This window comes from Lysobacter tyrosinilyticus (assembly GCF_054779815.1).
Window position 1 is genome coordinate 600,104 of sequence record NZ_BAAGXN010000001.1, and the last position, 25,831, is coordinate 625,934.

20 protein-coding genes and 1 tRNA gene are annotated in these 25,831 nt (G+C 66.2%); 10 read left to right on the plus strand and 11 right to left on the minus strand.

The genetic code is table 11. From position 1 onward, the window contains the following. Positions 1-26: 26 nt before the first annotated feature. Positions 27-1,193, minus strand: coding sequence for a DNA-processing protein DprA (gene dprA, locus ACYVGK_RS02535; RefSeq protein WP_460731652.1), 1,167 nt, complete (start codon positions 1,191-1,193; stop codon positions 27-29). Between the two features lie 208 nt (positions 1,194-1,401). Continuing rightward, positions 1,402-2,550, minus strand: coding sequence for a LysM peptidoglycan-binding domain-containing protein (locus tag ACYVGK_RS02540; RefSeq protein WP_460732428.1), 1,149 nt, complete (start codon positions 2,548-2,550; stop codon positions 1,402-1,404). A gap of 275 nt (positions 2,551-2,825) precedes the next feature. Here ACYVGK_RS02540 and def point away from each other — a divergent pair, with 275 nt between their 5' ends. The 4 genes from def to ACYVGK_RS02560 all read left to right on the plus strand — a co-directional run bounded on the left by def (position 2,826) and on the right by ACYVGK_RS02560 (position 7,448). Continuing rightward, a complete protein-coding gene (def, locus tag ACYVGK_RS02545; RefSeq protein WP_460731653.1) occupies positions 2,826-3,347 on the plus strand; it encodes a peptide deformylase in 522 nt (173 codons plus the stop codon). A 154-nt stretch (positions 3,348-3,501) separates the two neighbouring features. Next, positions 3,502-4,422, plus strand: a complete 921-nt coding sequence (fmt, locus tag ACYVGK_RS02550; RefSeq protein WP_460731654.1) for a methionyl-tRNA formyltransferase — start codon at positions 3,502-3,504, stop codon at positions 4,420-4,422. Then, on the plus strand, positions 4,419-5,714 hold the full coding sequence (rsmB, locus tag ACYVGK_RS02555) for a 16S rRNA (cytosine(967)-C(5))-methyltransferase RsmB (protein WP_460731655.1): 1,296 nt from the start codon (positions 4,419-4,421) through the stop codon (positions 5,712-5,714). Before fmt ends, rsmB begins: the two co-directional genes overlap by 4 nt. 69 nt (positions 5,715-5,783) lie before the next feature. Further along, complete coding sequence (locus tag ACYVGK_RS02560; RefSeq protein WP_460731656.1) at positions 5,784-7,448, plus strand: ArnT family glycosyltransferase; 1,665 nt, start codon at positions 5,784-5,786, stop codon at positions 7,446-7,448. Positions 7,449-7,533: 85 nt separating this feature from the next. Here the strand turns inward: ACYVGK_RS02560 and ACYVGK_RS02565 are convergent, their stop codons facing one another. After that, positions 7,534-8,334, minus strand: coding sequence for a glycosyltransferase family 2 protein (locus tag ACYVGK_RS02565; RefSeq protein WP_460732429.1), 801 nt, complete (start codon positions 8,332-8,334; stop codon positions 7,534-7,536). Between ACYVGK_RS02565 and ACYVGK_RS02570 the strand changes: the two genes are divergently transcribed. Continuing rightward, complete coding sequence (locus ACYVGK_RS02570; protein WP_460732430.1) at positions 8,330-9,382, plus strand: CDP-glycerol glycerophosphotransferase family protein; 1,053 nt, start codon at positions 8,330-8,332, stop codon at positions 9,380-9,382. The genes ACYVGK_RS02565 and ACYVGK_RS02570 overlap by 5 nt on opposite strands. Before the next feature lie 71 nt (positions 9,383-9,453). Here ACYVGK_RS02570 and ACYVGK_RS02575 read toward each other — a convergent pair whose 3' ends face one another. The 3 genes from ACYVGK_RS02575 to ACYVGK_RS02585 form a co-directional block, all read right to left on the minus strand. Next, positions 9,454-10,923: a PH domain-containing protein gene (locus tag ACYVGK_RS02575; protein ID WP_460732431.1), complete on the minus strand. Its 1,470-nt coding sequence runs from the start codon at positions 10,921-10,923 to the stop codon at positions 9,454-9,456. A gap of 118 nt (positions 10,924-11,041) precedes the next feature. After that, positions 11,042-11,551 carry a PH domain-containing protein gene (locus ACYVGK_RS02580; RefSeq protein WP_460731657.1) on the minus strand — a complete coding sequence of 170 codons (510 nt, stop codon included), beginning with the start codon at positions 11,549-11,551 and terminating at the stop codon, positions 11,042-11,044. Positions 11,552-11,553: 2 nt separating this feature from the next. Beyond that, a complete protein-coding gene (locus tag ACYVGK_RS02585) occupies positions 11,554-12,483 on the minus strand; it encodes a lauroyl acyltransferase (RefSeq protein ID WP_460731658.1) in 930 nt (309 codons plus the stop codon). A gap of 121 nt (positions 12,484-12,604) precedes the next feature. On the opposite strand from ACYVGK_RS02585, the gene dtd reads away from it, so the two are divergent. The 4 genes from dtd (at position 12,605) to ACYVGK_RS02605 (ending at position 18,177) form a co-directional block, all read left to right on the plus strand. Then, a complete protein-coding gene (gene dtd, locus ACYVGK_RS02590; protein ID WP_460731659.1) occupies positions 12,605-13,045 on the plus strand; it encodes a D-aminoacyl-tRNA deacylase in 441 nt (146 codons plus the stop codon). A 180-nt stretch (positions 13,046-13,225) separates the two neighbouring features. After that, positions 13,226-15,088 carry an RNA polymerase sigma factor RpoD gene (gene rpoD / locus ACYVGK_RS02595; RefSeq protein ID WP_460731660.1) on the plus strand — a complete coding sequence of 621 codons (1,863 nt, stop codon included), beginning with the start codon at positions 13,226-13,228 and terminating at the stop codon, positions 15,086-15,088. Between the two features lie 636 nt (positions 15,089-15,724). Then, positions 15,725-18,067 carry a GH92 family glycosyl hydrolase gene (locus tag ACYVGK_RS02600; protein ID WP_460731661.1) on the plus strand — a complete coding sequence of 781 codons (2,343 nt, stop codon included), beginning with the start codon at positions 15,725-15,727 and terminating at the stop codon, positions 18,065-18,067. A 34-nt stretch (positions 18,068-18,101) separates the two neighbouring features. Then, positions 18,102-18,177: transfer RNA gene (locus tag ACYVGK_RS02605), tRNA-Ile, on the plus strand. 243 nt (positions 18,178-18,420) lie between these two features. On the opposite strand, the gene ACYVGK_RS02610 is transcribed toward ACYVGK_RS02605, so the two are convergent. The 5 genes from ACYVGK_RS02610 to ACYVGK_RS02630 all read right to left on the minus strand — a co-directional run bounded on the left by ACYVGK_RS02610 (position 18,421) and on the right by ACYVGK_RS02630 (position 22,606). Further along, positions 18,421-19,074 carry a hypothetical protein gene (locus ACYVGK_RS02610; RefSeq protein ID WP_460731662.1) on the minus strand — a complete coding sequence of 218 codons (654 nt, stop codon included), beginning with the start codon at positions 19,072-19,074 and terminating at the stop codon, positions 18,421-18,423. A 28-nt stretch (positions 19,075-19,102) separates the two neighbouring features. After that, positions 19,103-19,888: a DUF899 domain-containing protein gene (locus ACYVGK_RS02615; RefSeq protein WP_460731663.1), complete on the minus strand. Its 786-nt coding sequence runs from the start codon at positions 19,886-19,888 to the stop codon at positions 19,103-19,105. A gap of 193 nt (positions 19,889-20,081) precedes the next feature. After that, the gene (locus tag ACYVGK_RS02620) at positions 20,082-20,495 is read right to left on the minus strand and encodes a GFA family protein (protein ID WP_460731664.1); all 414 of its coding nucleotides are present in this window, start codon (positions 20,493-20,495) and stop codon (positions 20,082-20,084) included. Between the two features lie 167 nt (positions 20,496-20,662). Further along, positions 20,663-21,340, minus strand: a complete 678-nt coding sequence (locus ACYVGK_RS02625) for an NHL repeat-containing protein (protein ID WP_460731665.1) — start codon at positions 21,338-21,340, stop codon at positions 20,663-20,665. A 45-nt stretch (positions 21,341-21,385) separates the two neighbouring features. Continuing rightward, positions 21,386-22,606 (minus strand): helix-turn-helix domain-containing protein, encoded by a 1,221-nt coding sequence (locus ACYVGK_RS02630; protein ID WP_460731666.1) that lies wholly within the window; start codon positions 22,604-22,606, stop codon positions 21,386-21,388. Positions 22,607-23,674: 1,068 nt separating this feature from the next. On the opposite strand from ACYVGK_RS02630, the gene ACYVGK_RS02635 reads away from it, so the two are divergent. Then, a complete protein-coding gene (locus ACYVGK_RS02635) occupies positions 23,675-25,807 on the plus strand; it encodes a type I secretion system permease/ATPase (RefSeq protein WP_460731667.1) in 2,133 nt (710 codons plus the stop codon). Positions 25,808-25,831 lie beyond the last annotated feature (24 nt).

A 25,831-nucleotide genomic window follows, 5' to 3' on the forward strand; every position in this document is an offset into this window, starting at 1 on the left:
GCAAGAACCGTGCCTCGCAACGCGGATCAACGACTCCGGTGGTACCGGCCGTGCAGCGTGGTTATCCGGCCGTCAAGCTCCATGAGCAGCAGCATGGAGGACAGTTCGGCAGGCGTCAATCCGGTGCGTTCCACGAGTTGGTCCATACCTGTAGGGTCGTAGCCGAGCGCCTTCCACAACTTCTGGTAGTCGGCGTCTTGGGATGAGAGGTCGCTCGGAAGTGCCCTGGAACCATCGTGGCCGGCCGGTGTGACAGCGACTTGGCAGCTCTCGACGCCAGATATGGGGTGGCGCAGGCGCTGCCGCAAGTCGGCCGCCAGCTCTTGGGCCATGGGGGCGAGCGCGGTAACCACATCGCTGGCCGATTCGACCAGGCTGGCGCCGTCGCGGATCAGCCGGTGGCAGCCACGCGTCAGCGGATTGTGGATCGAGCCCGGCACCGCGAAGACCTCGCGTCCGGCTTCGACCGCCTGACGCGCGGTGATCAAAGCCCCGGAACGCTCGGCAGCCTCGATCACCAAAGTGCCCAGCGTGAGTCCGGCGAGGATGCGGTTGCGGCTGGGAAAGTGTTCCGCACGCGCTCCGGTGCCGGGCAGGTGCTCGCTGACGACGGCGCCGCCGGCGGCGATCCGTGCATGCAGTTCGGCGTGAGCACGTGGGTAGGCGATGTCCGGACCGGTGCCGACGACGGCTACGGTCAGCGCCTCGGCGACGAGCGCGGCTTCGTGCGCGGCGGCATCCACGCCGGCGGCCAAGCCACTAGCCACGCCGAACCCTGCGTGTGCAAGGGCACGGGCGAAGCTGGCGGCGTTGTCGCGGCCCCCCGGCGTCGCCGCGCGACTGCCTACGATCGCCACCATGGGATGCCACAGCCGGGTTGGATCGCCGGCGACAAACAAGGCGACGGGCGCGTTGGGCGCGCGCCGCAACAGCGGCGGATAGTCAGGATCGTTCCAGCCGAGCAGGTGATGATCCGGCTCCATCAGCCATCGCCGCGCCAGCTCCAGGCGCGCGAGATCCGGTTTCCGTAACGCCGTGACTTGCGCCTCCGAAAGTCCGTGGGCGCGCCAGGACGCGGTGCCTGCGGCGAAGGCGGCCGCTGGAGAGGGATGGTGATCGAGCAGAGTCTTTCGCGGCGCGCCTGCGCCGCCTGCGGCGGCCAGGCGCAGCAGCGTGTCGATGTCGTCATGCATCGCCCCAGGTTAGGCGACCGGCCGTGGCGATGAAGCCGGACGATGCCGCAGGAAAGCGTAGGAACTTTCCGATCGCGGGAAGGCGACCGCGACGCGCGCCGCTTCGTCGGCGCGGCGGGGGCGAGGAATTCGTTGAGGAAGTTCAGCCGGCTTCACAAACAACAACGGCGCCCGTGGGCGCCGTTGTCAGGAGCAAGCTCCGTATCGGTCAGTCCTTGGCGTCCGGATGCTTCACTTCGTAGCCGATGCGGGTGGGGCGGATGCTGTCCATCACCAGCGCATAGCTGACCTTGTCGAAGGTGCGGAACACCATCATGTGGCCGGCGAATTCGTCAGGCAGGCGGACCTTGTTGCCCTGGCCGACGGTGTCGTGGCTGCGATCGTCGCCCACGGCCACGCGGTCGACCTCATTGCTGCCCACGCGCCAGCTGGAGAACACGGTGCCGTTGTCGACGCCATCGCGAGCACCGACCGACAGGGCCACCACATCGCGCGGACCGCCGCTGGTGAGCATGTCGGCCACGGCCACTACCTTGGCCTTGCCGTACTCGAATTCCTGCTTGGGCGGATGCGGGAAGAACTGGAGGTCGTAGGCCTGCGCCTCGACCGGGATCAGGCGATCGCCGACGCGCACTTCGCGACCGGTCTGGTCGACCACCAGGGTGCTGGCTTCGACCTGGCCACCTTCGCTGCGGCTAACCGTGGCAGTGGTGACCTGCATCAGTTCATAGCCGAGGAATTCGCCGCGCGAGGCCGGCATCTGGTGGTTCCACAGCTGCTCGGTGCCCTTGGTCATGCGACCGCGGAAGTCGAGGTCGTCCGGCTTCTGGGTCGTGACGTCGCAGCAGCGCTTGGGGTTGATCGCGGTGTAACGCTGGGTCGGACGCACGATGGCGTAACGCTGGCCTGGCTGGGCATCGGCGAGACCACGCACATAGACGGCCTGGTTCAGCGAGCTGCGCAGACGGTCTTCTTCCAGGCCGACCACGTAGGGCAGGTCCTCGAATTCCTCGACCACGCGCAGGTTCTTCAGGAACGGCTCGACGTCCTTCAGCGGCACGCCGGTGACCGGGCCTTCTTCGCGCGGGCCCGGAGTGACGGCAACGCGGTCGAGATACGCCAGCGAGATCACGTCGCCGGGGTAGATGAGATGGGGGTTCTTGATCTGCGGGTTGGCCTGCCAGATTTCCGGCCACAGCCACGGACGCTTGAGGAACTTGCCCGCGATATCCCACAGGGTGTCGCCGCGCCGCACCGTGTAGGTGTCGGGGTGATCACCGCGCATTTCCTGCGCGACGGCCACGGTGGCGATGGTCAGAAACGCAGCGGTCAGAACCGTGCGGATTGGTTTAAGCATGGTGGCCATGTATCTGATTCCCCTTGCCAGTTTTCCCCACGGGCCCGGGCACTATAGCCCAGAAGATGCGCGCGTTTGCAAGCGTTCGACGGGCATTGCGGGGTTACAATCCAACCTGTGTTTGACGATGTGACCGCGGCCCCCTTTTCCCCGGAGGCCCACTTGCCGGAGCGCACAGCGCTTCGGTGACCGGTTGCATGTTTCCCCCCACCGCCGGGCGTCACGCGACCACCGGCAGCCCCTTCGACCCGAAGGGGTGTACGAGAGCCCGAATCATGGCCCTGCTCCCCATCCTCGAATTCCCCGATCCGCGACTGCGCACGAAGGCGGTGCCGGTCGACCCCGCCAAGATCGCCGATCCGGCGTTCCAGCGCCTGCTCGACGACATGTTCGAGACCATGTACGACGCCCCGGGCATCGGCCTGGCGGCCAGCCAGGTCGACGTCCACCAGACCTTCATGGTCATAGACGTCAGCGAAGACAAAACCCGGCCGCTGGTCTTCATCAACCCGATGATCACCGCCCGCGACGGCGATCAGGTCTATCAGGAAGGCTGCCTGTCCGTGCCGGGCATCTTCGCCGACGTGACCCGCTCCAACCAGATCACGGTGCAGGCACTGGACCGCAATGGCCAGGCCTTCGAACTGCAGGCCGATGGCCTGCTGGCGGTGTGCGTCCAGCACGAGATGGATCATCTGATCGGCAAGCTGTTCGTCGACTACCTCTCGCCGCTCAAGCGCGAGATGGTTCGCAAGAAGCTGGACAAGCAGCGGCGCCTGGCGGGCGACGCGGCCTGATCGCGGACGCGCGGATTCGCCGAGGCAGCTCCGCCAAGGCGAGTTCCGCTTGTCCTCGCGCAACACTGTTCAAACGAAGCGCAGGCAGTGATGCCCGCGCTTCGCGTGTTTTTCTTTTCTCGCATTCCGATCAGCGCCTCCCCGACCCGACCCGATGAGAATTGTTTTCGCCGGAACTCCCGACTTCGCCGTGCCCTGCCTGCGCGCTGCCGCGCAGCGCAACGAAGTCGTGGCCGTCTACACCCAGCCCGACCGTCCCGCTGGGCGCGGACGCGAACTCACGCCGTCGCCGGTCAAGCGCGAAGCGCTGCTGCGCGGCATCGAAGTGCTGCAGCCGGAGAACTTCAAGTCCGCCGTATCCAAGTCGGCATTGCGCGCGCTCAAGCCGGACCTGATGATCGTGGTCGCCTACGGCCTGATCCTGCCGCAGTCGGTGCTGGACATTCCCACCTACGGTTGCTGGAACGTGCATGCCTCGTTGCTGCCGCGCTGGCGCGGCGCCGCGCCGATCCAGCGTGCGATCGAAGCGGGCGACGCGCAGTCCGGCGTGTGCCTGATGCAGATGGAAAAGGGCCTCGACACCGGTCCGGTGCTGCTGGCGCAGTCGCTCGACATCGGTGCCAGCGAAACCGGCGGCCAGTTGCACGATCGCCTGTCCGCGCTCGGTGCGCAGGTGCTCACCGATGGCCTGGGACTGTTGCGTGCCGGCATTCGTCCGGTGCCGACGCCACAGCCCGAAGCGGGCGTGACCTACGCGCACAAGCTCGACAAGGCCGAGGCGAAACTCGACTGGTCGCAGCCGGCGCACGCGCTGGCCGACAAGGTGCGCGCGTTCAACCCCTGGCCGATGGCCGAAGCGATGGTGGCCGGCGAACGCCTGCGCCTGCACGGGGCCATCGAACTTGATGAAGCGCACACCGCCACGCCGGGCACGCTGCTGCGCGCCAGTCGCGAGGGGCTCGACGTCGCCTGCCGCACGGGCGTATTACGCATCCGCGTCTTGCAGCGCGAAGGCGGCAAGGCGATCACCGCTGCCGATTACCTCAATGGTCGTCCCGACCTGAGGAGTGCATGAGCACCGGCGCCGCACCGCGTGTCACCGCCGCGCGCGTGCTCGATGCGGTCTTGCATCGCGGCCGTTCGCTCAAGGCCGAACTGGCGGCGCAATTGCCGGCACTCGCCGACCCGCGTGATCGCGCGCTGGTCGAAGCGATCTGCTTCGCCGTGCTGCGCCAGCCAGCGCGCTTCGAAATGGCGCTGAAGGCCTGGATCCCGCGCCCGCTCGGCAAGCGTGATGAGGAACTGCGTGCGCTGCTGTACGCCGGTTTCGCCCAGCTCGATCCGCTCGGTTTGCCCGCGCATGCCGCGCTCGCGTCGACCGTCGATGCCGCGCGCGCACTCGGTCGCGCGCACCAGGCCGGCATGGTCAACGCCCTGTTGCGACGCGCGCAGCGCGAGGGCCTGCCCGCGGCCGATCCGGCCGCCCATTGGCCGCAATGGTTGCGACGCCAGCTGCAGCAGGATTGGCCACAGGATCACGCACGCATCCTCGAAGCCAGCGCGCAGACGCCGCCGCTGTGGCTGCGCGTCAATCGACTCAGGCAGTCGCGCGATGCCTATCGCGTGCGACTGCACGAGGCCGGCATCGAAACACAGGTCGAAGCCAGCGCCGTCGATGGACTGCGGCTGGATGCGAGCATCGCCGTCGCCCAGTTGCCCGGCTTCATTGAAGGCGACGTCTCGGTACAGGACCTATCCGCGCAGCGCGTCGCCGACGCGCTCGCGCTGCCTTCGGGTGCGCGGGTGCTCGATGCGTGCGCCGCGCCGGGCGGCAAGTCCGCGCATCTGCTCGAGCGCGATCCCGCGTTGAACCTGATCGCGCTCGATGTCGACGCCGCGCGCCTGGATCGCGTCCGCAATACCTTCGCGCGCCTGCAGGTCGGCGCGAATGCGCATCTGGTCGCCGCCGACGCGATCCAGCTACAGCAATGGTGGGATGGCACGCCGCTGGACGCGGTGCTGATCGACGCGCCGTGTTCGGCCACCGGGATCGTGCGGCGACAGCCCGACGTCCTGCTGCACCGGCGCGAGTCCGACCTCGCATCGCTGCTCGCAACCCAGGCGCAACTGCTCGACGCGTTGTGGACGACGCTCGCGCCGGGCGGCGTGCTGCTGTACGCGACCTGCTCGGTGTTGAAAACGGAAAACGAAGCCCAGGTGGATGCCTTCCTGACGCGCAGGCCCGACGCGCGCGCCGAGCCGCTCGACGACAGCTTCGGCCATGTCAGCGGTGCGGGTCGGCAGCGCCTGCCGGGCGAGCAGGGCGGCGACGGCTTCTTCTATGCCCTTCTGCGCAAGGTCGGCTGACGCCGGCACATCGCGCAATCGCGAAGGCGTTCCGACATCGTCCCCACAGCGCGCGGCTATCATCCGCGCATGTTGAAACTACCCCGTACCCAAGCCTCCCGCGACGCCTGGCTGTTCTGGCTCCTCGCCGTGCTCGTGCTCGGCGCCGGCCTGGGCCTGCGCGATCCATGGCCCGCCGACGAGCCGCGCTTCGCCCTCGTAGCGAAGCAGATGATCGAGAGCGGGGACTGGCTGTTCCCGCATCGCGGCGCAGAGCTGTATTCGGACAAGCCGCCGCTGTTCATGTGGTTGCAGGCGCTGGCCTACAGCGTCTTCGGCAACTGGCGTGTCGCGTTCCTGCTGCCGTCGTTGCTGGCCGCGCTGGGCACGCTGTGGTGCGTGCTCGATCTGGGCAAGCGGCTGTGGACGCGTCGCGTTGGCGTGTATGCCGGCTACGCCGTGCTGTTCGCGCTGCAGTTCACCTGGCAGGCGAAGAAGGCGCAGATCGATCCGCTGGTGGTGTTCTGGATCACCTTGGCCAACTACGGCCTGCTGCGGCACCTGTTGCGCGGACCGGACTGGCGGATGTGGATGCTGGGCTGGTTTGCCGCCGGACTGGGCGTGATCAGCAAGGGTGTGGGGGTCATCGCGCTTTTGATGCTGATTCCCGCCGGCATCGCTTCGCTGCGCGGCTGGCCGGTGCGCGTGCATGTGGGCAAGGCGAAGTTCTGGCTCGGCCCGCTCGCCTTCGTTGCCGCGATCGCGGTGTGGGCGGCGCCGATGATCATCGCGGCCATGGGACATGGCTCGGCCGACTACCGGGCCTACATGGACGACATCCTGCTGCGCCAGACCGCCAAGCGGTACGCGGCGTCGTTCGATCATCATCAACCCGTGTGGTACTTCGTCGAAGTCGTCGCGACGATGTGGCTGCCGACGATGTTCGCGTTGTTCTGGGCGGTGCCGGCGTGGAAGCGCCGGCTGCAACGGCGCGATCCGCGTTATCTGCTGCCGCTGGTGTGGTGGGGACTGGTGCTGGTGTTCTTCTCGATCCCCGGCGGCAAACGCGACATGTACATCCTGCCGGCGCTGCCGATGGCCTGCCTCGCGCTGGCGCCGCTGCTGCCCGGCATCCTGCGCAAGCTGTGGGCGCGCCGCGTGGCGTACGGCTTCACCGCGATCCTCGCCGGCGTGACCTTGCTGGCGGGCCTGGCGATGTGGTTCGGCGATCCGGGTTTCGAAAAGCGGTTCGTCGCCGAACGCAGCATCGAGGATGTCGCGCAGGCCCTGGCCGGCGCGCTGGTCGCGATCGGCGCGTGCGGCGTGGCCAGCCTGCTGTGGTTCGGTCGTCGCCGGCCGATCGCCGCGATGGTCTCGACGCTGACCGGGTTGTGGGTGCTGGTCGGCCTGGTGGTGATGCCGCTGCTCAACGATTCGTCGTCGGCGCGCGGCCTGATGCGCGAAGTCGGTCAGCGCATCGGCCCGCAAGCACAGCTCGGTCTGGTCGCGTGGCGCGAGCAGAACCTGCTGATGGCGGATCGGCGCGTCGCCGAATTCGGCTTCAAGGTCGCGTTCGACGAACAGATGCGCCGCGGCCTGACCTGGCAGACGCAACAGCCGCAGCAGCGCTGGCTGCTGGTGCAGGACGAGGCGCTCGCGTCGTGCATCGATCAGCGGCAGTCGCAGTTTCTTGGGAATGCCAATCGACGCGGTTGGTGGCTGGTGCCGGGGAGTGCGTCAGCGGCGTGCCGCTAACGGCTTTGCCTTGTAGAGCCGAGCTTGCTCGGCTCTGACGCGGCGGAAAAGGCAGCGGAGCAAGCTCCGCTCTACAAGGCGATGCTCACGCCACGCGCTGCCCGTTCTGCAGCATCCACAACATGATCGTCTTCTGGCGCACGTAGTTGGCGCGCACGTAGGCGTAGACCAGCCCGTGCCAGCCATCGAGAAAACCGCCGCGCAGCACGTAGCCGCGCCAGAACCGCCACGCCGGCGACACGATCAGCTTGCCCAGGGTCGCGCGCTTGCCGCGGGCGAAGTCGTGTTCGGCCATCATCCGCGCGTACTTCTGCGTCTTGAGCAACTGTTGTTCGAGCGAGCGGTAGGGGTAATGGATCAGGTCGCCGCGCAGGGTGCGCACCGCGCCATCCACGCTTGCGGCTTCATGTACCTCGCGGGTGCCGCGCCAGCCGCCGCGGCGCCGGTCGAACAGGCGCAGCACGCGGTCCGGATAGGCATTGCCGTGGCGCAGAAATTTGCCGAAGTACTCACTCAGGCGGGCGAAGCGGTAGCCCGCCGTACCGCCAAATTCACCAATACGCTCGGCCTCGATCGACGCGCGCAGCGTGGCGTCGACGCGTTCGTCGGCATCGAGGCAGAGCACCCAGTCATGCGTCGCCTGCTCGATCGCGAACTGCTTCTGGCTGCGGAAGCCGTCGAACGGACGCTGCAGCACGCGCGCGCCCAGTTGCTGCGCGATCTCTACGGTGGCGTCGGTCGAATACGAGTCGACCACGACGATCTCGTCGCAGAACGCCAGCGAGGCGATGCAGTCGGCGATGCGATCGGCCTCGTTGAACGTGATAATGCATGCTGAGAGCGGGCAGGCCGAGGCCGGCTTCGTGGTAGATGAGGAAGCGTTGATGGCGGATTACCTGTTGTTCGCGACCGAGCGCTATGCGCTGCCCATCCTGCAACCGCTGGCCGATGCGCTGCAAGCCGGAGGCCATGGTGTGCATGCGCTGCTGGTGGATGGCGCCGCCGGCACGCACTTGTCCGGGCCGGTGCGCAGTGTAGGCGTGCCCGACGCCGTGGCGTTGCGACCACGTGCGGTGTTCAGCGCGGCCAACTGGGTGCCGACCTTCATTCCCGGACCCAAGGTGCAGCTGTTCCACGGCTTCAACGTCGAGAAGCGATCGGACGAACGCGGGCACTTCCGCGTGCGCGGGTTGTTCGATCTGTACTGCACGCAGGGGCCGGCGACGACCGCGCCGTTCCAGGCGCTGGCGGCGCAGGAACGGCACTTCGCCGTAGTCGAAACCGGCTGGCCGAAACTCGATCCGCTGTTCCGCGATGACGATGGCAGTGCCGCGATGTTGCGCGCGGCGGCGGGTGCGCGGCCGGTGGTGATGTTCGCCTCAACCTTCACCGAGCGTTTGAGTGCTGCGCCGCACCTGTTCGAAGCCATCGCCGCGGAAGTCGCCCGTGGTGATCGCTACTGGCTGTTGACGCTGCATCCCAAGTGCCCGGCCGAGCTGTTCGCCCGCTATCGCAGCCTGGTTGGCCCGAATGCCGCATTCGTGGAAACCGAGCAGCTAATCGCCGCAGAGCGCGCGGCGGATGTGTTGGTCGCCGACACGACGTCGGTGGTGTCGGAGTTCGTGGTGCAGCGCAAGCCGGTGATCACGTTCCGCAATCGCGCGCCCAAGCCGCACATGCTGGATTTCGTCGAAGCCGAACGCCTGCCAGAGATGCTGGCGCAGGCGTTCGCGCCGCCGCCGGCTCTGCAGGCGGCGCTGGCGTCCTACGCCGACGCGATTCATCCCCGGCGCGATGGACGATCGTCAGAACGCGTCATCGCCGCGACGGAAGCGTTGTTGCACGGTGAACTTGGCACGCTGGCACGCAAACCCTGGTCCTCGCTATGGCGGGGACTGCAGATCCGGCGCGAGCTGGGCTATTGGGGGCGGTAGGGCGGGTCTTGAACCCGCCGTACTCGAGACGCGAAATGGCCGGTCAAGATCCGCCTTACCCGCGATCAACATCACCAGCGCAACGGCCGCTGCGCCAGCGCGCGGCTTAGGCGCGCGTAGAGCGCCTGAGCATCGGCCTCCGGCAGGAAGCGCACGCGTAGCGGCGGCGCCATCGCACCGGCACCGGCGGTGTCGAGCCACAAGGTGGCGGTGCCGCAGCGGCGATCGAGCGGATTGCGGGTCAGTTGCAGGGTCTGGAGCTTGTCGATTTCGGCGAAGCGCCAGTGCCGACTCCACCAGCCGCCGCGCACGGCGATCAGCGCGTCGTTGATCGCGTAGCCTGCGGCGCGCATGTGGTGCCGCGCGACATAGGCCGACCAGGCGAGCCACAGCATGGCCAACAGGCCCCATGCACCCACGGCCCACACCGCCGCGGCCGTCAGCAGCACGGTGAAAGGTACGCTCGGCAGCGTCAGGCGCCACCAGGCATCGCGCGCCAGGCTGCGCCATTCGAGCTGCGTCCATCCGGCGCGCGGGAGCAGATGCTCGATCAACGCATCGCACTTCGCCGGCTCGGCGACCGGTGCGAGTTCGCGCAGGGAGCGCTGCTGGTTCTGCTGCTCGGCCACTGCCGTATCGACTTCGAGGCTGCGTCGCTTGAGCAGGCGGTGCATGAAGCCCTCGCGTAGTGTCCACGCCTGGATGCGCCGACGCGATGCGCTCGTGCGCCAGCGCGCGAGCAGGCCGCGCTCGACGGTGAGGCGGCGGCCGCTCTCGCTGAGGCTGAAGCCGTAGTACTGCAGCAGTGCCAGCAGGATCGAGAAGGCGCGCAACAGGGCGAGGGCGAGCAACGCCAGGCTGACGCCGGCAATCGCGAACTGCGCCGGATGTTGCGCGCCGTTGTTGGTGAGCCAGCCGAGCATCCATTCGCCCCAGCGTTCCACCAGATTCGGCAACAGGCGCGGACTGAACTGCGAGAGGCCGCCGACCGCGGCGCCGAGCACGATCAGGCCGCGGTTGGATACCAGGCCGAGCCGTAGGATTTCGCCAGGCGATAACGTCAGCAGCGGTCTCGCCTCGACTGATGTTGCGGCCGCTTCGGCGCTCACGCCGCGCCGGCGCACCAGTGCTTCCAACGCCAATGCGTCGGAGAGCTTGAGTACGCGCATTTCCGCCTCGGGCTTCTGCCCGCCGGCCGATTCCAGGCGCACTTCCGCCACATCGAACACGCGATGCAGCACCGATTGCTGCAAAGCGACGTTGTGGATGCGCGCGAACGGGATCACGCGCACGCTGCGTTCAAGCACGCCGCTGCGCACGACCAAGGCTTCACCCGCCACGCCGTAGCGATAAGTGAAGTAGCGCCACACCGACAACGCAGCGAGCACGCCGACGCCGATCAACGGCCACAGTTCGTTGCGATCGCCGCCGAAGAAGAACGCCACAATCAGCGGCACGACGAACTGCTTGAGCTGCTGCATCAGCACGAACAGCCACGACATGGGATGCAGGCGCTGGTCGGCCTGCGCGGCTGCGACCATGGGAGTCTCCGTGCTCACGGTTGCGACTTCCGTGTGCAGCGCGTAATGGCCGGCGTCGGAAAACGCAGGTGGTTTGCCACCGTCGGCCGCGCGCGCGGCATGAATATTTCCGGGGTCGTCATTGGAGTTGCGGGCGGGCGTCGTCATCGCGATCGACCTGACGCCCCAGTACATCACGTAGCCGTTCGGCGTCCGCGGCGTCCAGATACGGCAGCGTGACCGCGCTATGGCGCGTGCCAGCGGTGTGTACCACCAGGGTCGAGAGCTCGCGCTTGCGCTGCCAGGGCCCACGTTTCAGGTCCAGGTGTTGCACGCGCGTCGCCGGAACGCGGGTTTCGCGCTGGAACATGCGGCCCCGTCGGATCGCCAAGCCATCGTTGTCGAGGCGCCAGGCGATATGACGGAACTGGCGGAATCCGACCCACAGCCCCAGCATCGCCATCAATACGGCCGCGCCCAACGCGCCGACCAGGCCGGGAAGATCGAGTGCCTTCGCCAGTACGAAGCCCGCTGCCGCGGCCGGCACCGCAAAGCCGACGCGCGAGATCGCAAACAAGGTGCGCGCACGCGCTGGCAGCGGCTGCCAGCCGGCGTCGAGTGCCGGAGTGTCCCTGAGGCTTTGGTCCATGCTCAACGTATTCCCCGATACGGATTGTCGTAGCCGCTGCCCGAGGGCCGCAGCGTGTAGCGCTTGTAGGTCCATTGGTACTGCGACGGATCGCGACGTGCGATGCGCTCCAGCGCCTGGTTGAGTGCGGTCACCGCAACGACCGGATCGGCGTCGCCGACGGCCTCGGGCGCGGCTTCGATGCGCAGGGCGAAGCCCGGCTCGCCATCGCGACCGCTGTCGATGCGTTCGCAGTAGGCGAATACCACCGCCGCACCGGTGCGATGCGCCAGTCGGCCGAGCAGGGTCATGGTCAGCGCGGGCACGCCGAAGAACGGGGCGAATTCGCCGTCGCCCTGCTTGGGCTGCTGGTCCGGCAGGATCCCGACCACGCCGCCGTCCTTGAGCAGCTTGAACAGCTGGCGCACGCCGGGGCCTTCCGCGCGCACCTGGGTGACGCGCGCGGCGTTGGCGTCGTCGGCGCGCACGATGCGCAGGAACGCATCGCCGACCGGTGATTCCGGCGGTGCGTACAGGATCGCCAGCGGGGTGTGCGCGGCGAGCCACTGGTTCAGCAGTTCCCAGTTGCCGTAATGCGGCGCGGCGACGATCACGCCGCGCCCAGCCTGGATCGCGGCGTCGAACATCGCCACACCGTGCTCCTCGCGGATCAGGGCCAGGTTCTCCGCATGCGGCCGCGTCCACAGTCGCAACGTTTCGAGCGTCTGGTGCGCGGTGGTGCGCACGATGCGCTGCTGCAACTCGATGCGTTGCGCTTCGCTGTCGTGCGGATGGATCAGTTCGAGGTTGCGTCGCGCCACCCGCGCTTCGCGCATGTTCCGACGCAGCATCAGCCCGGCGATGCCGTCGCCCAGGCGCAACAGCCAGGGCCAGGGCAGGCGGGTGAGCAGGGCGGCGAGGAAGTAGAGGAGGCGGGCGAGGAGGTCGGCCATTGGGCGCGAGTTTAGCGGGTGCATTCGACCGGACTTGCGAGGCGCATCGATCGCACACAGTCTGTGCCGTCCAGCTGCGGGCACTGCGCCCCGCCCATCATCGCGATCGCGAACACCGCCAATGCTTGCCCTGATCCAACGCGTCACCGAAGCCCGCGTCACCGTCGACGGTGAAACCGTCGGCGCCATCGGCCCTGGCCTGCTCGCCCTGGTGGGCGTCGAGCCCGGCGACGGCGAGCCCCAGGTCGCCCGCATGGCGGAGCGCCTGCTCGGCTATCGCGTGTTCGCCGACGCCCAGGGGCGGATGAACCTGGGCCTGGGCGACACCGGCGGCGGTCTGCTGCTGGTCAGTCAGTTCACCCTGGCGGCCGACACCCGCAGCGGTATGCGCCCCGGCTTCTCGACGGCTGCCGCGCCGGAACAGGCTGAACCCGTGTTCAACCGCCTGCTGGCAACGTGCCGGCAAAAGCATGCGCCGGGGGTGGAAACCGGGCGGTTCGGAGCCCATATGGTGATCAGCTTGGTCAACGACGGCCCGGTGACCTTCCTGCTCAAGGCGTAGTCGAGTCCTGACCCGGACCGTTGTCCGCCACGGCGGTCCAAGCAGGCAGCGCATCCGGTCCAGCCAACCCGTTCCGGCCTTTCGGGCGGCGATGGCGCGTTGAACCAGTCATACAAGCCAAGTATGCCGCGGCGCAGTATAATGCTTGGTTCCCTTAGTACCCCTTCCGGTGTCCAGTCCATGGCCAACGAACGTTCGGCGCCTCAGTCCGACATCAAGCAGCTAATCAGCAAGGGCCTGGAACAGGGCTATCTGACCTACGCCGAAGTCAACGATCACCTGCCCGACGACATGGTCGACGCGGAGCAGATCGAAGACATCATCGGCATGATCAATGGCATGGGCATCGAGGTGCACGAAGTTGCGCCTGATGCCGAGACCCTGCTGCTTGCCGGCGAAGCGAGCCCGGGCGGCCGCGACGTCGACGAAACCGCCGCCGAAGAAGCCGCGGCCGCGTTGACCTCGCTCGACGGCGAAGGCGGTCGCACCACCGACCCGGTGCGCATGTACATGCGCGAAATGGGCACGGTCGAGCTGCTGACCCGCGAAGGCGAAATCGCCATCGCCAAGCGCATCGAGGAAGGCCTGAACCAGATGCAGGCCGCGCTGGCCTCGTTCCCGGCCACGATCCAGACCATCCTCGCCGATTACGAAACCCACAAGACCGGCAAGAAGCGTCTGGCCGAGATCGTGGTTGGCTTCCTCGACGCCGAGCCGGAGCCCGAGCCGGTGCCGGTCGCCGCTGCCGAAGTCGCCGATGAGGAAGACGAAGACGATGACGTCGAAGTCGCCGGTGGCGATGACGAGGCTGCCGACGAAGGCCCGACCGGTCCGGATCCGGTCGAAGTCGCCGCGCGCATGGAAAAGATCGCCGACGCCTGGAGCCGCTTCGAGAAGGGCTACGCCAAGCACGGCCCAAGCCACAAGACCGTGCTCAAGGCGCGCGAGGAAATGGCGGAAGTCTTCGTCACCCTGAAGCTGCCGCTGGGCCTGACCGACACGCTGGTGAGGAACCTGCGCGAGGTGCAGAACCACGTCAAGGACCACGAGCGCCGCATCCTCGACCTGTCCACGCGCGTCGCCAAGATGCCGCGCAAGGACTTCATCCGCGCCTGGGAAGGCAACCAGACCAACCTGGGCTGGGTCGACGACGTGCTCAAGCGCAAGCAGAAATGGTCGTCGGGCCTGCGCGACGTCAAGGATCAGATCGTTTCCGAGCAGGAAGCGACCATCGTCATCGAGCAGGCGAACTTCCTGACCCTGGGCGACCTCAAGGACATCACCCGTGCGATGGCCTACGGCGAAGCCAAGGCGCGCAAGGCCAAGAAGGAAATGGTCGAGGCCAACCTGCGCCTCGTGATCTCGATCGCGAAGAAGTACACCAATCGCGGCCTGCAGTTCCTCGACCTGATCCAGGAAGGCAACATCGGCCTTATGAAGGCGGTCGACAAGTTCGAGTACCGCCGCGGCTACAAGTTCTCGACCTACGCGACCTGGTGGATCCGCCAGGCGATCACCCGCTCGATCGCCGACCAGGCGCGCACCATCCGTATCCCGGTGCACATGATCGAGACGATCAACAAGCTCAACCGCATTTCCCGCCAGATGCTCCAGCAGTACGGCCGCGAGGCCACGCCGGAGGAGCTGGCCAAGGAAATGGACATGCCGGAAGACAAGATCCGCAAGGTCATGAAGATCGCGAAGGAACCGATCTCCATGGAAACCCCGATCGGCGACGACGAGGATTCGCATCTGGGCGACTTCATCGAGGACACCAATGTGGAGTCCCCGGTGGATGCGACGACCAACATCAACCTTTCGGAAACCGTGCGCGACGTGCTCGCCGGCCTGACCCCGAGGGAAGCCAAGGTGCTGCGCATGCGCTTCGGCATCGACATGAATACCGATCACACGCTGGAAGAAGTCGGTAAGCAGTTCGACGTCACCCGCGAGCGCATCCGTCAGATCGAAGCCAAGGCGCTGCGTAAGCTGCGTCATCCGAGCCGTTCGGAACAGCTGCGTTCGTTCCTCGATATCGACTGATCTGCCGTCGACTCGCAAACTCCGAAGGCCCCGCTTCCGCGGGGCTTTCGCTTTTTTGGGGGGCGTGCTTCGCCCCTGCTCGTCATCCCGGCGCAAGCCGGGATCCAGCCTTCGCTTTTGCCGTTGTCCTTTGGGCAAAGGTCAAAAATTTCTGCTGCCGAGCCCTCGTGCCGCCTTTGCTCGTCATCCCGGCGCAAGCCGGGATCCATTTTGCTGTTGCCTTTGTCTTCTCGTCGCCGTACTAGAGAAGCAGAAGCAAAGGCAAAAGCAAAAGCTTCCGCCTCACGGCGGGTCACTTTCTTTGCTGGCCCAAAGAAAGTAACCAAAGAAACGGCCGTCCTTAACACTGCACATCCATGGCTTCGTTGCTGCGGGGATTTTTCGACACGCCATCCATGGCGTGGTCGAAAAACGGCGCGCATCCATGCGCGCCGCCCTTCGGGTCTACGAGTTCATCGGTGCGCAAACGAATATGCGACGAAACATTGCAAGACACTGCTGAGGTCTGGAGGACAGAGGCTAGGCAGGATCCCGCTTTGCGTCGGGATGGCGAGCAAAAAGCGGACGCAGAGCCTCGCGCCCCGGGATTCGGACGTCGTGCTAGGTTCCGTCAACCGGCAAACCACGGAGTGCGTCATGTCCCACGGGTTGCGAACACTGCTTGTCTGCCTTGCTGTATCACTCCTCGCGACGGCCGCCGCGCAAGCCGCACCCAACGCGAACACACAGGCCTACACTGCCGTCGATCCCTTCATCGGCACTGGCGGTGAAGGCCACACCTTTCCCGGCGCGACTGTGCCCTTCGGCATGATCCAACTCAGCCCCGACACCCAGATCAAGCCGCGCAAGGAGGCCTACGGCTGGGCGGCGGGCTATCGCTACGACGACCGCACCATCGTCGGCTTCTCGCATACGCATTTCTCCGGCACTGGGCATTCGGATCTCGGCGACGTGCTGCTGATGCCGATCGCCGGCGAGGTGAAGCTCGAACGCGGCGACATCACCAAGCCTGGCAGCGGCTACACCTCGCGCTTTACCCACGCGAGTGAAAAGGCCGAGCCGGGCTACTACGCGGTGACCCTCGACGACTATGCGATCCGCGCCGAACTCACGGCGAGTGCGCGCATTGGCGTGCATCGCTACGCGTTTCCCAAGGGCAAGCCCGCGCACGTGCTGGTCGATCTGCGCACCAGCGCGTACGACTATCCAGGCAAGGTGCTGTGGTCGCGCCTGCGTCTGCGCACGGACGGCACGGTGACGGGCTTCCGCGAAACGCGCGGTTGGGCACCCGGACGCCAGTTGTATTTCGCGATGCGATTCTCGCGTCCGCTCAGTGGCCATCAGTTCCACGACACCGAGCAGGACGTGATCTACAAGGGCTTCCCGCCGCCGGGCGAAACAGACCCGACCCAGCGCGCGCAGATCGAAGGCCGCCAGTTGGTCGGCGCATTCGACTTCGCCGAGGCGGTTGGGCAGTCGCTGATCGTGAAGGTCGCGATTTCGCCGGTGAGCGAAGACGGCGCGATCGCCAACCTCGATGCCGAGATGCCGCATTGGGATTTCGATCGCGTGCGCGCGCAGGCACGCTCGACCTGGGCAGACGCGCTAGGTGCGATCGAAGTCGATGCACCGGAACCGATGCGTCGCAGTTTCCACACCGCGCTGTACCACGCCTTGCAGGGCCCGAGTCTGTTCATGGATAGCGATGGTCGCTATCGCGGGCCGGACAACGCCGTGCATCGGGCCCACGGTTACACGAACTACTCCACGTTCTCGCTCTGGGATACTTATCGCGCGCTGCATCCGTTGCTGACCCTGGTGCAACCCGAGCAACGCACCAGTGACATCGTCAACTCGTTGCTGGCGGCGCGTCGCGACAGCCCGTATGGCGTGTTGCCGGTGTGGGCGTTTCATGGTCAGGAGACCTGGTGCATGATCGGCTACCACGCCGTGCCGGTTATTGCGGATGCGTACCTTAAGGGCATCCGCGGCTTCGACGCAGACGAGGCGATGCAGGCGATGGTGGCCAGCGCCGAATACGGGCCTTATGACGGGCTCGCACAGTACATGCAGCTGGGCTACGTGCCGATCGACGAAGAAGGCGAAGCCGCGTCCAAGACGCTCGAATACGCCTACGACGACTGGACCATCGCGCGCATGGCCGAAGCGATGGGGCGTGCCGACATCGCGGCGCGCTTCGGCAAGCGCGCCGCGAACTGGCGCAACGCCTTCGATCCGGCGACTGGCTTCATGCGCGCGCGCAAGCGCGACGGCCAGTTCCGCGAACCCTTCGATCCGACCACGAGCGGCTACGGCAGCGACTACACCGAAGGCAACGCCTGGCAGTACTCGTGGTACGTGCCGCAGGACATCGCCGGCCTCGCGCAGGTGCATGGCGGTGACGACAAGCTGCTGGCGAAGCTCGACCAGGTGTTCGATGCCAAGGTCGATCCCAACGTCTTCGCGCACATGGAAGACATCACCGGCCTGATCGGCTGGTATGCGCACGGCAACGAGCCCAGCCATCACGTCGCCTACTTGTACGCCGTCGCCGGCCAGCCTTGGCGCACGCAGCAACGGCTCGGCGCGATCATGGCCACGCAGTACGCGCCGCGTCCGGATGGCCTGGCGGGCAACGACGACCTGGGCCAGATGTCGGCCTGGTACGTGTTCACCGCACTGGGTTTCTACCCGGTCACGCCGGGTAGCAACGAGTACATCATCGGCCGGCCGTTCCTGCGCCGGGCGACGTTGCGCTTGCCCAACGGCAAGCGCTTCACGGTGAGCGCCGATCGCATCGACGATGCGCATCCCTACATCGGTCGCGTCACCCTCGACGGCAAGCCGCTCGATCGCGCCTTCCTGCGCCATGACGAGATTCTCGCGGGAGGCGAACTCCGCTTCGTCATGCAGGCCGCGCCCAATCGCGCATGGCCTGGCGCGAATGCGGTCCGGCCGTACTCGATGTCCGCGCACTGAAGCAGGGGCGGCGCTGATAAACTGCGCCGTCCGCGGGCCTATAGCTCAATGGTTAGAGCAGAGGACTCATAATCCTTTGGTTCCAGGTTCGAGTCCTGGTGGGCCCACCACACATGTGCAGCCGACGCTGTTTTGTGTTCGTTAAAGCATAAATTGGCCGCCCATTTAAAGCATAAGTTGGCCGGCGCTGGAGCCGGCCTTCAGACGCCCAGGAGGGCAAGGCTTGAGGGTCGCGGCCTTTGAGGCGCTGCTGCTGATACTTTCTCTGCGGATAGGGCAGAAAGCTCGCCCGCCATAGGAGGTTATCTATGCAGCCGCCCGTCGAATTGCCATTTGTTGAGGAGCCCGCGGTCCTAGCGAAGTGTCACCAACAGCACGCCGGTGATGACCAGTGCGGCCGTCCATGCATGGCGCAGCGCGGCGCCGCGTAGTAGGCGGGGATGCAAGTGGACGACGCGGTATACGCCGGTGGCGATGGCGCCGGTCGTGACCAGCATGGCCGCCATGTGGATGCCGACGGCCGCCAGTGCAAGGACCAGGGAGCCGGAGGCGGTGATCGCGCGCGCCGGCGTGTCGCTCATGCATAGCGGCACCAGCGCCGGGACCAGCATCAGCCCGGCGCCGTGGGCGGTAGCCATCAGGCAGGACCAGAGTGCGATGCCGGCGTGGCTGGGGCACGCGCGGATGTGGGTGCTGGCGACGTGATGGCTGGTTGTGCGCTGCCCGGCGCCACACAGCCAGCGATACGACGCCACGCCTATAAGCAGCGCGCCGGCCAGGCCCTGGACCAGGGGGCGGTCCATCAGGATGCCGTGCGCCACGGCGCAGACAACGACCGCGACCGATGCGGCGTGCCCGATCGCGATGGACAGCAGTGCACGTCGCGCCTGCGTCCCGTCACCTGCGCGCACGCCGCATGCGGCGGCGAACATCCAGCCGTTCGCCGGGCTCAACCCATGCAGGGCGCCGAGCCCGGCGATAGCCAGCCATGGCGACAATGTTTCCACGACGTATTCCCGATTGGGCGCGGCAGGCTCATGCCTGCGACGCGCAGCAGGCGGCGGCCGATGTCGCCTTCGCCGATACTTCCGGCTCGTAGCGGTCGTGGTGGCGCACCCACGCCATCGGATAATCCAGCTCGTCCTCGTCGCGGCCCTTGGGCGTGAGCTCCAGCAGGGCGTACGCATGCATCATTACTTCCACGCCGCGGCCATAGCGTGAGTAGGTGTGGAATACCTCGCCCGCATCGTCGCGGTAGAACACGCTGATGCCGGGCGCCTCTTCATGCGGGAAGGGTTGCGTGACGTAGTTGTAGTCCACCTTGCCATTGGACATCTCGCCCTGGGTGAAGTTGACGCCGAAGTCGTGGTTGAAGTCGGTACCGTGCGAGGACACCCACTTGAACTGCCAGCCCATGCGCTCGCGGAAGCGCTCGATGTCGGCGAGCGGCGCGCGCGAGACGGCGAGCAGCGTGACGTCACGCTGCGCCAAGTGGACGTTGGCGCCGTCGTTGTGGTCGGCCATGTAGGAGCAGCTCTTGCAGCCCTGCTCCCAGCCCGGCGCGAACATGAAGTGCTGCACCAGCAGCTGGCTGCGGCCTTCGAACAGGTCGGCGAGTCTGCGCGGTCCCTCGAGCGTATCGAAGATGTAATTCTTGGCGACGCGCACCCACGGCAGCGCGCGGCGCTCGCGTGCGATCTGGTCCTGCAGGCGGGTGAGTTCCTTCTCGCGCGCCAACAGCGTCTTGCGTGCGGCAAGCCATCGATCCTTGGACACGACGGGATGGTCGACGGCGTTCAATTCAGCAATCGCGGTATTCATGTGTGTGCTCCTCGGCCGATAAGCCATCGTGGGTGGTGGATGCGCGGGCAAGGCGCGCCCGTCTCCGGCCGACAGACCGGAAGTGAATGGGTAGACAAAGGACCGTTTCGTGCCCGGATTCGCGCCTGCGTCGCGGGCGAATCGCGCCTCAGCGCATGGGCGGGCTCAAGCCCGCATTACGCGGCTTGCACTTTCACATCGGCGGCATCTTGTCGAACTTCGGAAGGCCTGGATCAACGTGATCCCATGCGTAACCGCGCACGCCGTACATCACCATTTGCGGTTTGTATCGGCCTGGATCGTCAAGACTCGCAGCGTGCACGGTGAAAATAGCCGGCATGGCCGCAAACGTCATGTAGACCGGTGAACCGCAGGTGGGGCAGAAGGCGCGTGTCTTTACATTGCCGCTATCGCCAACGATGTCCCAATGCATGGCTTCACCTTTGAGTTGTACGCCCATGCGAGGGAAGGTCAGATAGGATCCGTGCCCGGTGCCGCTCTTGCGCTGACAGTCGCGACACTGGCAATCGCTCATCACCATCGGTTCGGTGGAAATTTCATAACGGATCGCACCACAGGCACATCCGCCGGTGTAAGCCTCACTCATATCCTCTCTCCAGCAACAGCCCTGTTGGGCCGCCAATATTTCGGTGACGGGGCGCGTGTTGGTTCAGCCGGCATCCTTATCGATTGCCGCTGTTGAGCTGAGCTGACGCTGGTGCCATGCATCAGCGCCAAGCGCTTGAAACTGCGCTGCTTGAACGTTCTCGGCGTCTACCGCTTCGGCCGACGCACAGCGCGAACCTTTCCGCTCGGTCCGCCGCCGCAATAGAACAGGTCGGCGCCGTTGGATTCGAGCCCGCTGATTCCCGTGCCCCGGGGCATCTCGATCCGCTCGAGCACGGTGCCGCTGTCCGGGTTGATATGGCGCAGTTCACTCTCGTCGCCATCCCACACGCCGTGCCAGAGCTCGCCGTCGACCCAGGTCACGCCGGTGACGAAACGGTTGGACTCGATGGTGCGCACGATGGCGCCGGTGTCGGGGTCGACCTGGTGGATCTTGCGATCGCGGTACTGGCCCACCCACAGGCTGCCTTCAGCCCAGGCCAGACCCGAGTCGCCGCCTGCGCCCGGCGCGGGAATCGACGCCACGACGTCGCCCGTGGCCGGATCGATCTTGTGGATGCGCGCTTCGGCGATCTGGTAGAGGTGCTTGCCGTCGAAAGCAGTGCCGGCGTCTGCGGCGCAGTCGAGCGTGCGCGCGACCTCGCCGCTGTCGGGGTCGAAGGCGAGCACGGTCGGGCCGGTGGCCGCCCATACGTGGTGGCCGTCGTAGGTGACACCGGCGACGTTGCCGGAGCCCTCGAACGGGCCGTACTCACGCACGATCTCTGCAGCGCGGGCCGGTACCCGCTCGGTCGTGTGGTCTGTCGTGACGGGTGTGGGGGACATTGCCTGGCTCCTGTTGGGCACCGGTCTTGGCGCCGTGGGGTCAATCTACTCAGGCGGCATCGCGGCCGGGAGTAACAAGATCGTCGTGAATCCAACCAGCGGCGGCGACAGCCAGCGCTGCGCGCGTGCGCGGCCGATCGAGCGCACCTGCCCGGCAGTCTCCAGTTCGACAAGCGCACGCTGCACCGTGCGCTGGCTGTCCCCGAGCGCCAGGGCGAGCGCCGAGGTCGACCAAGCCGCGCCATCGCCGAGCAGCGCCAGCAGCGACGCCTGATCGCCATCGATCGGGGGCACCAGCACGACGACGGCGCGCCCGTCGCGCGGCACGAGTGCAAAACCGCGCGCACTGGCCTCGATGTCCACCAGCGGCGCGACCAGCGCGCGCAAGCGGCCGATCTCGACGCGCAGGCGCGCGCGGTGCGTATCGTCGGGGCGGCGTGTGCGGAATACGTGCGCGATCAGGGTGTTGCGATCGACGTCGCCGGGCCAGCCCTGCGCGAGCGCGCGCAGCAATGCGAACAACACCGGCCGTCGCGCCAGCGGTTGCCAAAGATCGCCTGCGCGCAGGCCGCGACGGCAGGCATCGACCACCAACGCACCCGAGACCCGCAGCGCTTCGACTTCATCGAGGCGCAACGGCTGCTCATGACCGGCGTGGATGAGCCGCGCGGCGGAACGATCGAGCGCGGCGCTCGCCTCGGTCACCTCGGCGAGCAGCGCGGGCACGCGTGAGCGTTGCGCCGCATCGAAGGCGCGACCGAGCGCCAAGCGCGCCGCCGCCGTGCGAAGCGAACGCAGCGCCACTTCGGCAGTGGCCAACTCAGCCACCGCCGCCAGCGATGGCGGCAGTCCAAGGGCGTCGAGGCCGGCCAGCGAAGAAGCGGCCTCGTCGAGGCGACCGAGCAGGAGCAGCCGGCGCACCGCGATCAGACGCGCTTGCAGCGCGTTGGCGTGATCGGCACGCGCCGCGAGCGCGGCCGCAGCCTCCGCGAGCGTGCGCGGCGAGCCGCCCAAATCGCGCATGGCAAGCGCCACCTCGGCCTCTGCGACGACACAGCGAGCGCGCGCCAACTCCTCGCGCGCACCGAAGCCGCGCGCGGCGCGCCGGAGAAGCTCGCGGGCACGCGGATACTCGCCAAGCTGAGCCATGGCGATGCCGCGCAGAGCGAGCGCCGGCGGGTCGTCGCGCAGCGCGACGCGCTTGAGGGCGCCGAGCGCATCGCCGGCGACGAGGGCGCGCCCGGCGGCGGCGATCAGGGAGTCCATCGCGACAGGCTACTGCGCGGCGGCAGAATTCGAACAGGGACCAGGCAGGTGACCTTCTTGAATGTCTACCTTGGGTCGGCACCTAGCACTCGCTTCGAAATCAGCTCCCGCTGGAAACCAGACGTTCGCCCGGAAGCTCGGGCACCGTGGAGCGTAGCGGCGGATGCGGCCAATTTATGGTCTAACGCACAAGCATTTGTGAGCATAAAATGGCCGCCCGCTGAGATGGTCCTGGCGCGGCCGCCAATGAGGGCAGCGACCGCTCCAAGCGAGTCCTGTGCTGTCTCGGATGGCCTTGATCTGCCCGGTGGTCAGTACGCGCGTCGCTAGTGGTTGATCGTTATCCGGAAGGTGATCGAGCCCGGCAGACCCTTCTCGAAACGTGAATCGCCACGCGTGCTTCGGCCGCAACCTGGGCGACCAACCGTCGTGTAGTCATTGATGGGAAAGCGAAGCGAATCCGGCGGGCGCATTCAGCGGCTCGCTTTTCCGCGGCAACTTTGTCTGCTTCCAGCCATTGATGCCGCTTATTGGCGAGTTCCGGCAAAGCTCGGAATGGAACCCGAAGGCCGAGTATGGGGAGTAGTCATGTTGGCGGCAGAACGCCCGTAAAGATGGATGCAGCGGAGGGCTATCGATTGCTGCACAGAGCACATTCCTGAACCAATCGGACCTCTTCTTGCCCAACGCCGCAAACGGACGCTTACCCCGCTTGGCTGCCATCGGAGGGATCTCTAGTGAGGTCTGTCGAGCTGCTTCCTGCGGGTCGGTGAGAATCGAAACCACATCCGATCCAAAGTACTCGGCTACAGCCAGGAGCGAGTTGAGCTGAGGCTGCACGGATCCTTGTCAGTCAATGCGTAAGGACACTCCGGATCGATCGGTTCGTAGAGGCGCATACGACCATTTGCAACGACGCGGGTCATCGTAGGCAGTGAAATAGTCGCAGGAGGCGATGTGTAGGCTTTGAGGCAAAGGGACGTGGAAAATGCGGTGCCGCGTGTTACCTTCTGTCGTCGCTTGGGGAAGCGGCACAAGGAATCGATTTTCAGTATGTTGAATGACGTCATGGACGACGGGGGGCTCGAATGCCTTGTCGCCCTCTTGGGTTATCTCGACCGGCCGGCGGAACCGGACCAACTCCGTCACCTGCTCGGCAAGGCCGGCGAAAGCGTCACTCCCACCGACCTGTTGCGTCTGGCCAAGCGGCTGGAGGTGAAGGCGCGCCTAGTGAAGGCACGCGCCAGCAGCCTCACCAGCTACCCGCTGCCGGCGATCGCCTGCCTCAGCGATGGCCGCTATACGCTGCTGCTCAAGGCCGATGACGAGCGCGCGTTGCTGTTCGACCCGATCGAACAGCGTCCAGTCACGGTGCCCATCGGCGAGTTCGAAGCATCCTTCGCCGGCCAGTTGATCGTCATGACCACGCGCGAACGGATCGCCGGCGTGGCGCGGGCGTTCGACGTCACCTGGTTCATTCCCGCGATCGTCAAATATCGGCACCTCCTGCGCGATGTGCTGGTCGCATCGTTCTTCCTGCAGATCCTTGCCTTGGTCACGCCCTTGTTCTTCCAGGTCGTGGTCGACAAGGTGCTGGTGCACAAGGGCATCAGCACGCTCGAAATCCTGGCGCTGGGCCTGCTAGTGGTATCGATGTTCGAGGTCGTGATGGGCGGCCTGCGCACCTATCTGTTCTCGCATACGACCTCGCGAGTCGACGCCGAGCTTGGGTCCAAGCTGTTCGCGCACCTCACCCATCTGCCATTGGGATACTTCCAGGCACGCCGCGTCGGCGATTCCGTTGCACGTGTCCGTGAGCTGGAGACCATCCGCAGCTTCCTGACCTCCTCCGCACAGACCGTCGTTCTCGACCTGTTCTTTGCGGTCGTATTCCTGGCGGTGATGTGGATCTACAGCCCGAGCCTGCTGCTGGTCGTGCTGGTGACGCTGCCGCTGTACGCGATCGTGGTGGCCGTGGTCGGCCCGATCCTGCGGCGGCGATTGGATGAGAAATTCGTCCGCGGTGCCGAGAACCAGTCGTTCCTGGTGGAAGCCGTTACCGGCGTGGAAACGCTCAAGGCTATGGCGGTCGAACCACAGATGCAGAACCGCTGGGACCGCCAGCTGGCCGGCTACATCCAGGCGAGCCTCAAGGCCTCGATGCTCGCCAACTGGGGTTCGCAGGCGATCCAGTTGATCAACAAGCTGGCCACCGTGACGCTGATGTTTTTCGGCGCACGCCTGGTAATCGGCGGCAAGCTGACGGTAGGCGAGCTGGTCGCCTTCAACATGTTGGCGGGACAGGTGGCAGGACCCGTACTGCGCCTGGCGCAGCTGGCGCAGGACTTCCAGCAGGCCCGCATTGCGGTCGACCGGTTGGGTGACATTCTCAATTCGCCGACCGAGCCCGTCGCGTCTGCTTCGCGCTCAAGTCTTCCTGCGATCAAGGGCGAGATCCTGCTTGAGGCTGTGAGCTTCCGCTATCGCCCCGATGGCCCAGAAATCCTGCGCGGGCTCGACCTGCGCATCGCACCCGGCGAGGTCATTGGTGTGGTCGGCCCGTCCGGTTCGGGCAAGTCGACGCTGGCCAAGCTCGTGCAACGCCTGCATACGCCGGAACGTGGGCGCCTGCTGATCGATGGCGTCGATCTGTCGCTGGTCGATCCCTCATGGCTGCGCCGGCAAGTCGGCGTGGTGTTGCAGGAAAGCCTGTTGTTCAACCGCACTGTGCGCGAGAACATCGCTCTGGCCGACCCGGCCATGCCGATGAGCAAGGTCGTCGAAGTCGCGAAACTGGCAGGCGCGCACGACTTCATCCTGGAACTGCCCGAGGCGTACGACGCGCGCATCGACGAGCGCGGCGCGAACCTGTCGGGCGGACAACGCCAGCGTATCGCTATCGCGCGAGCACTTGCCACCGATCCCAAAGTGCTCATCTTCGACGAAGCGACCTCCGCACTGGACGCAGAGAGTGAAGAAATCGTCCAGGCCAACCTAAGGCACATGAGCAAGGGCCGCACGGTGATCATCATCGCGCATCGCCTTTCGGCCGTTCGCCAGGCTGACCGCATCATTACGCTGGAACGCGGTCAGATTACTGAAACCGGATCGCACGAAGATCTGCTGCGGCTCGACGGGCGCTACTCCAGCCTGTACCGCAAACAGATGGGGCTGCAGCAGCAGAGCCCGGCCCTTTCCTGATCCAACGCCTGAGGAAGGCAATTG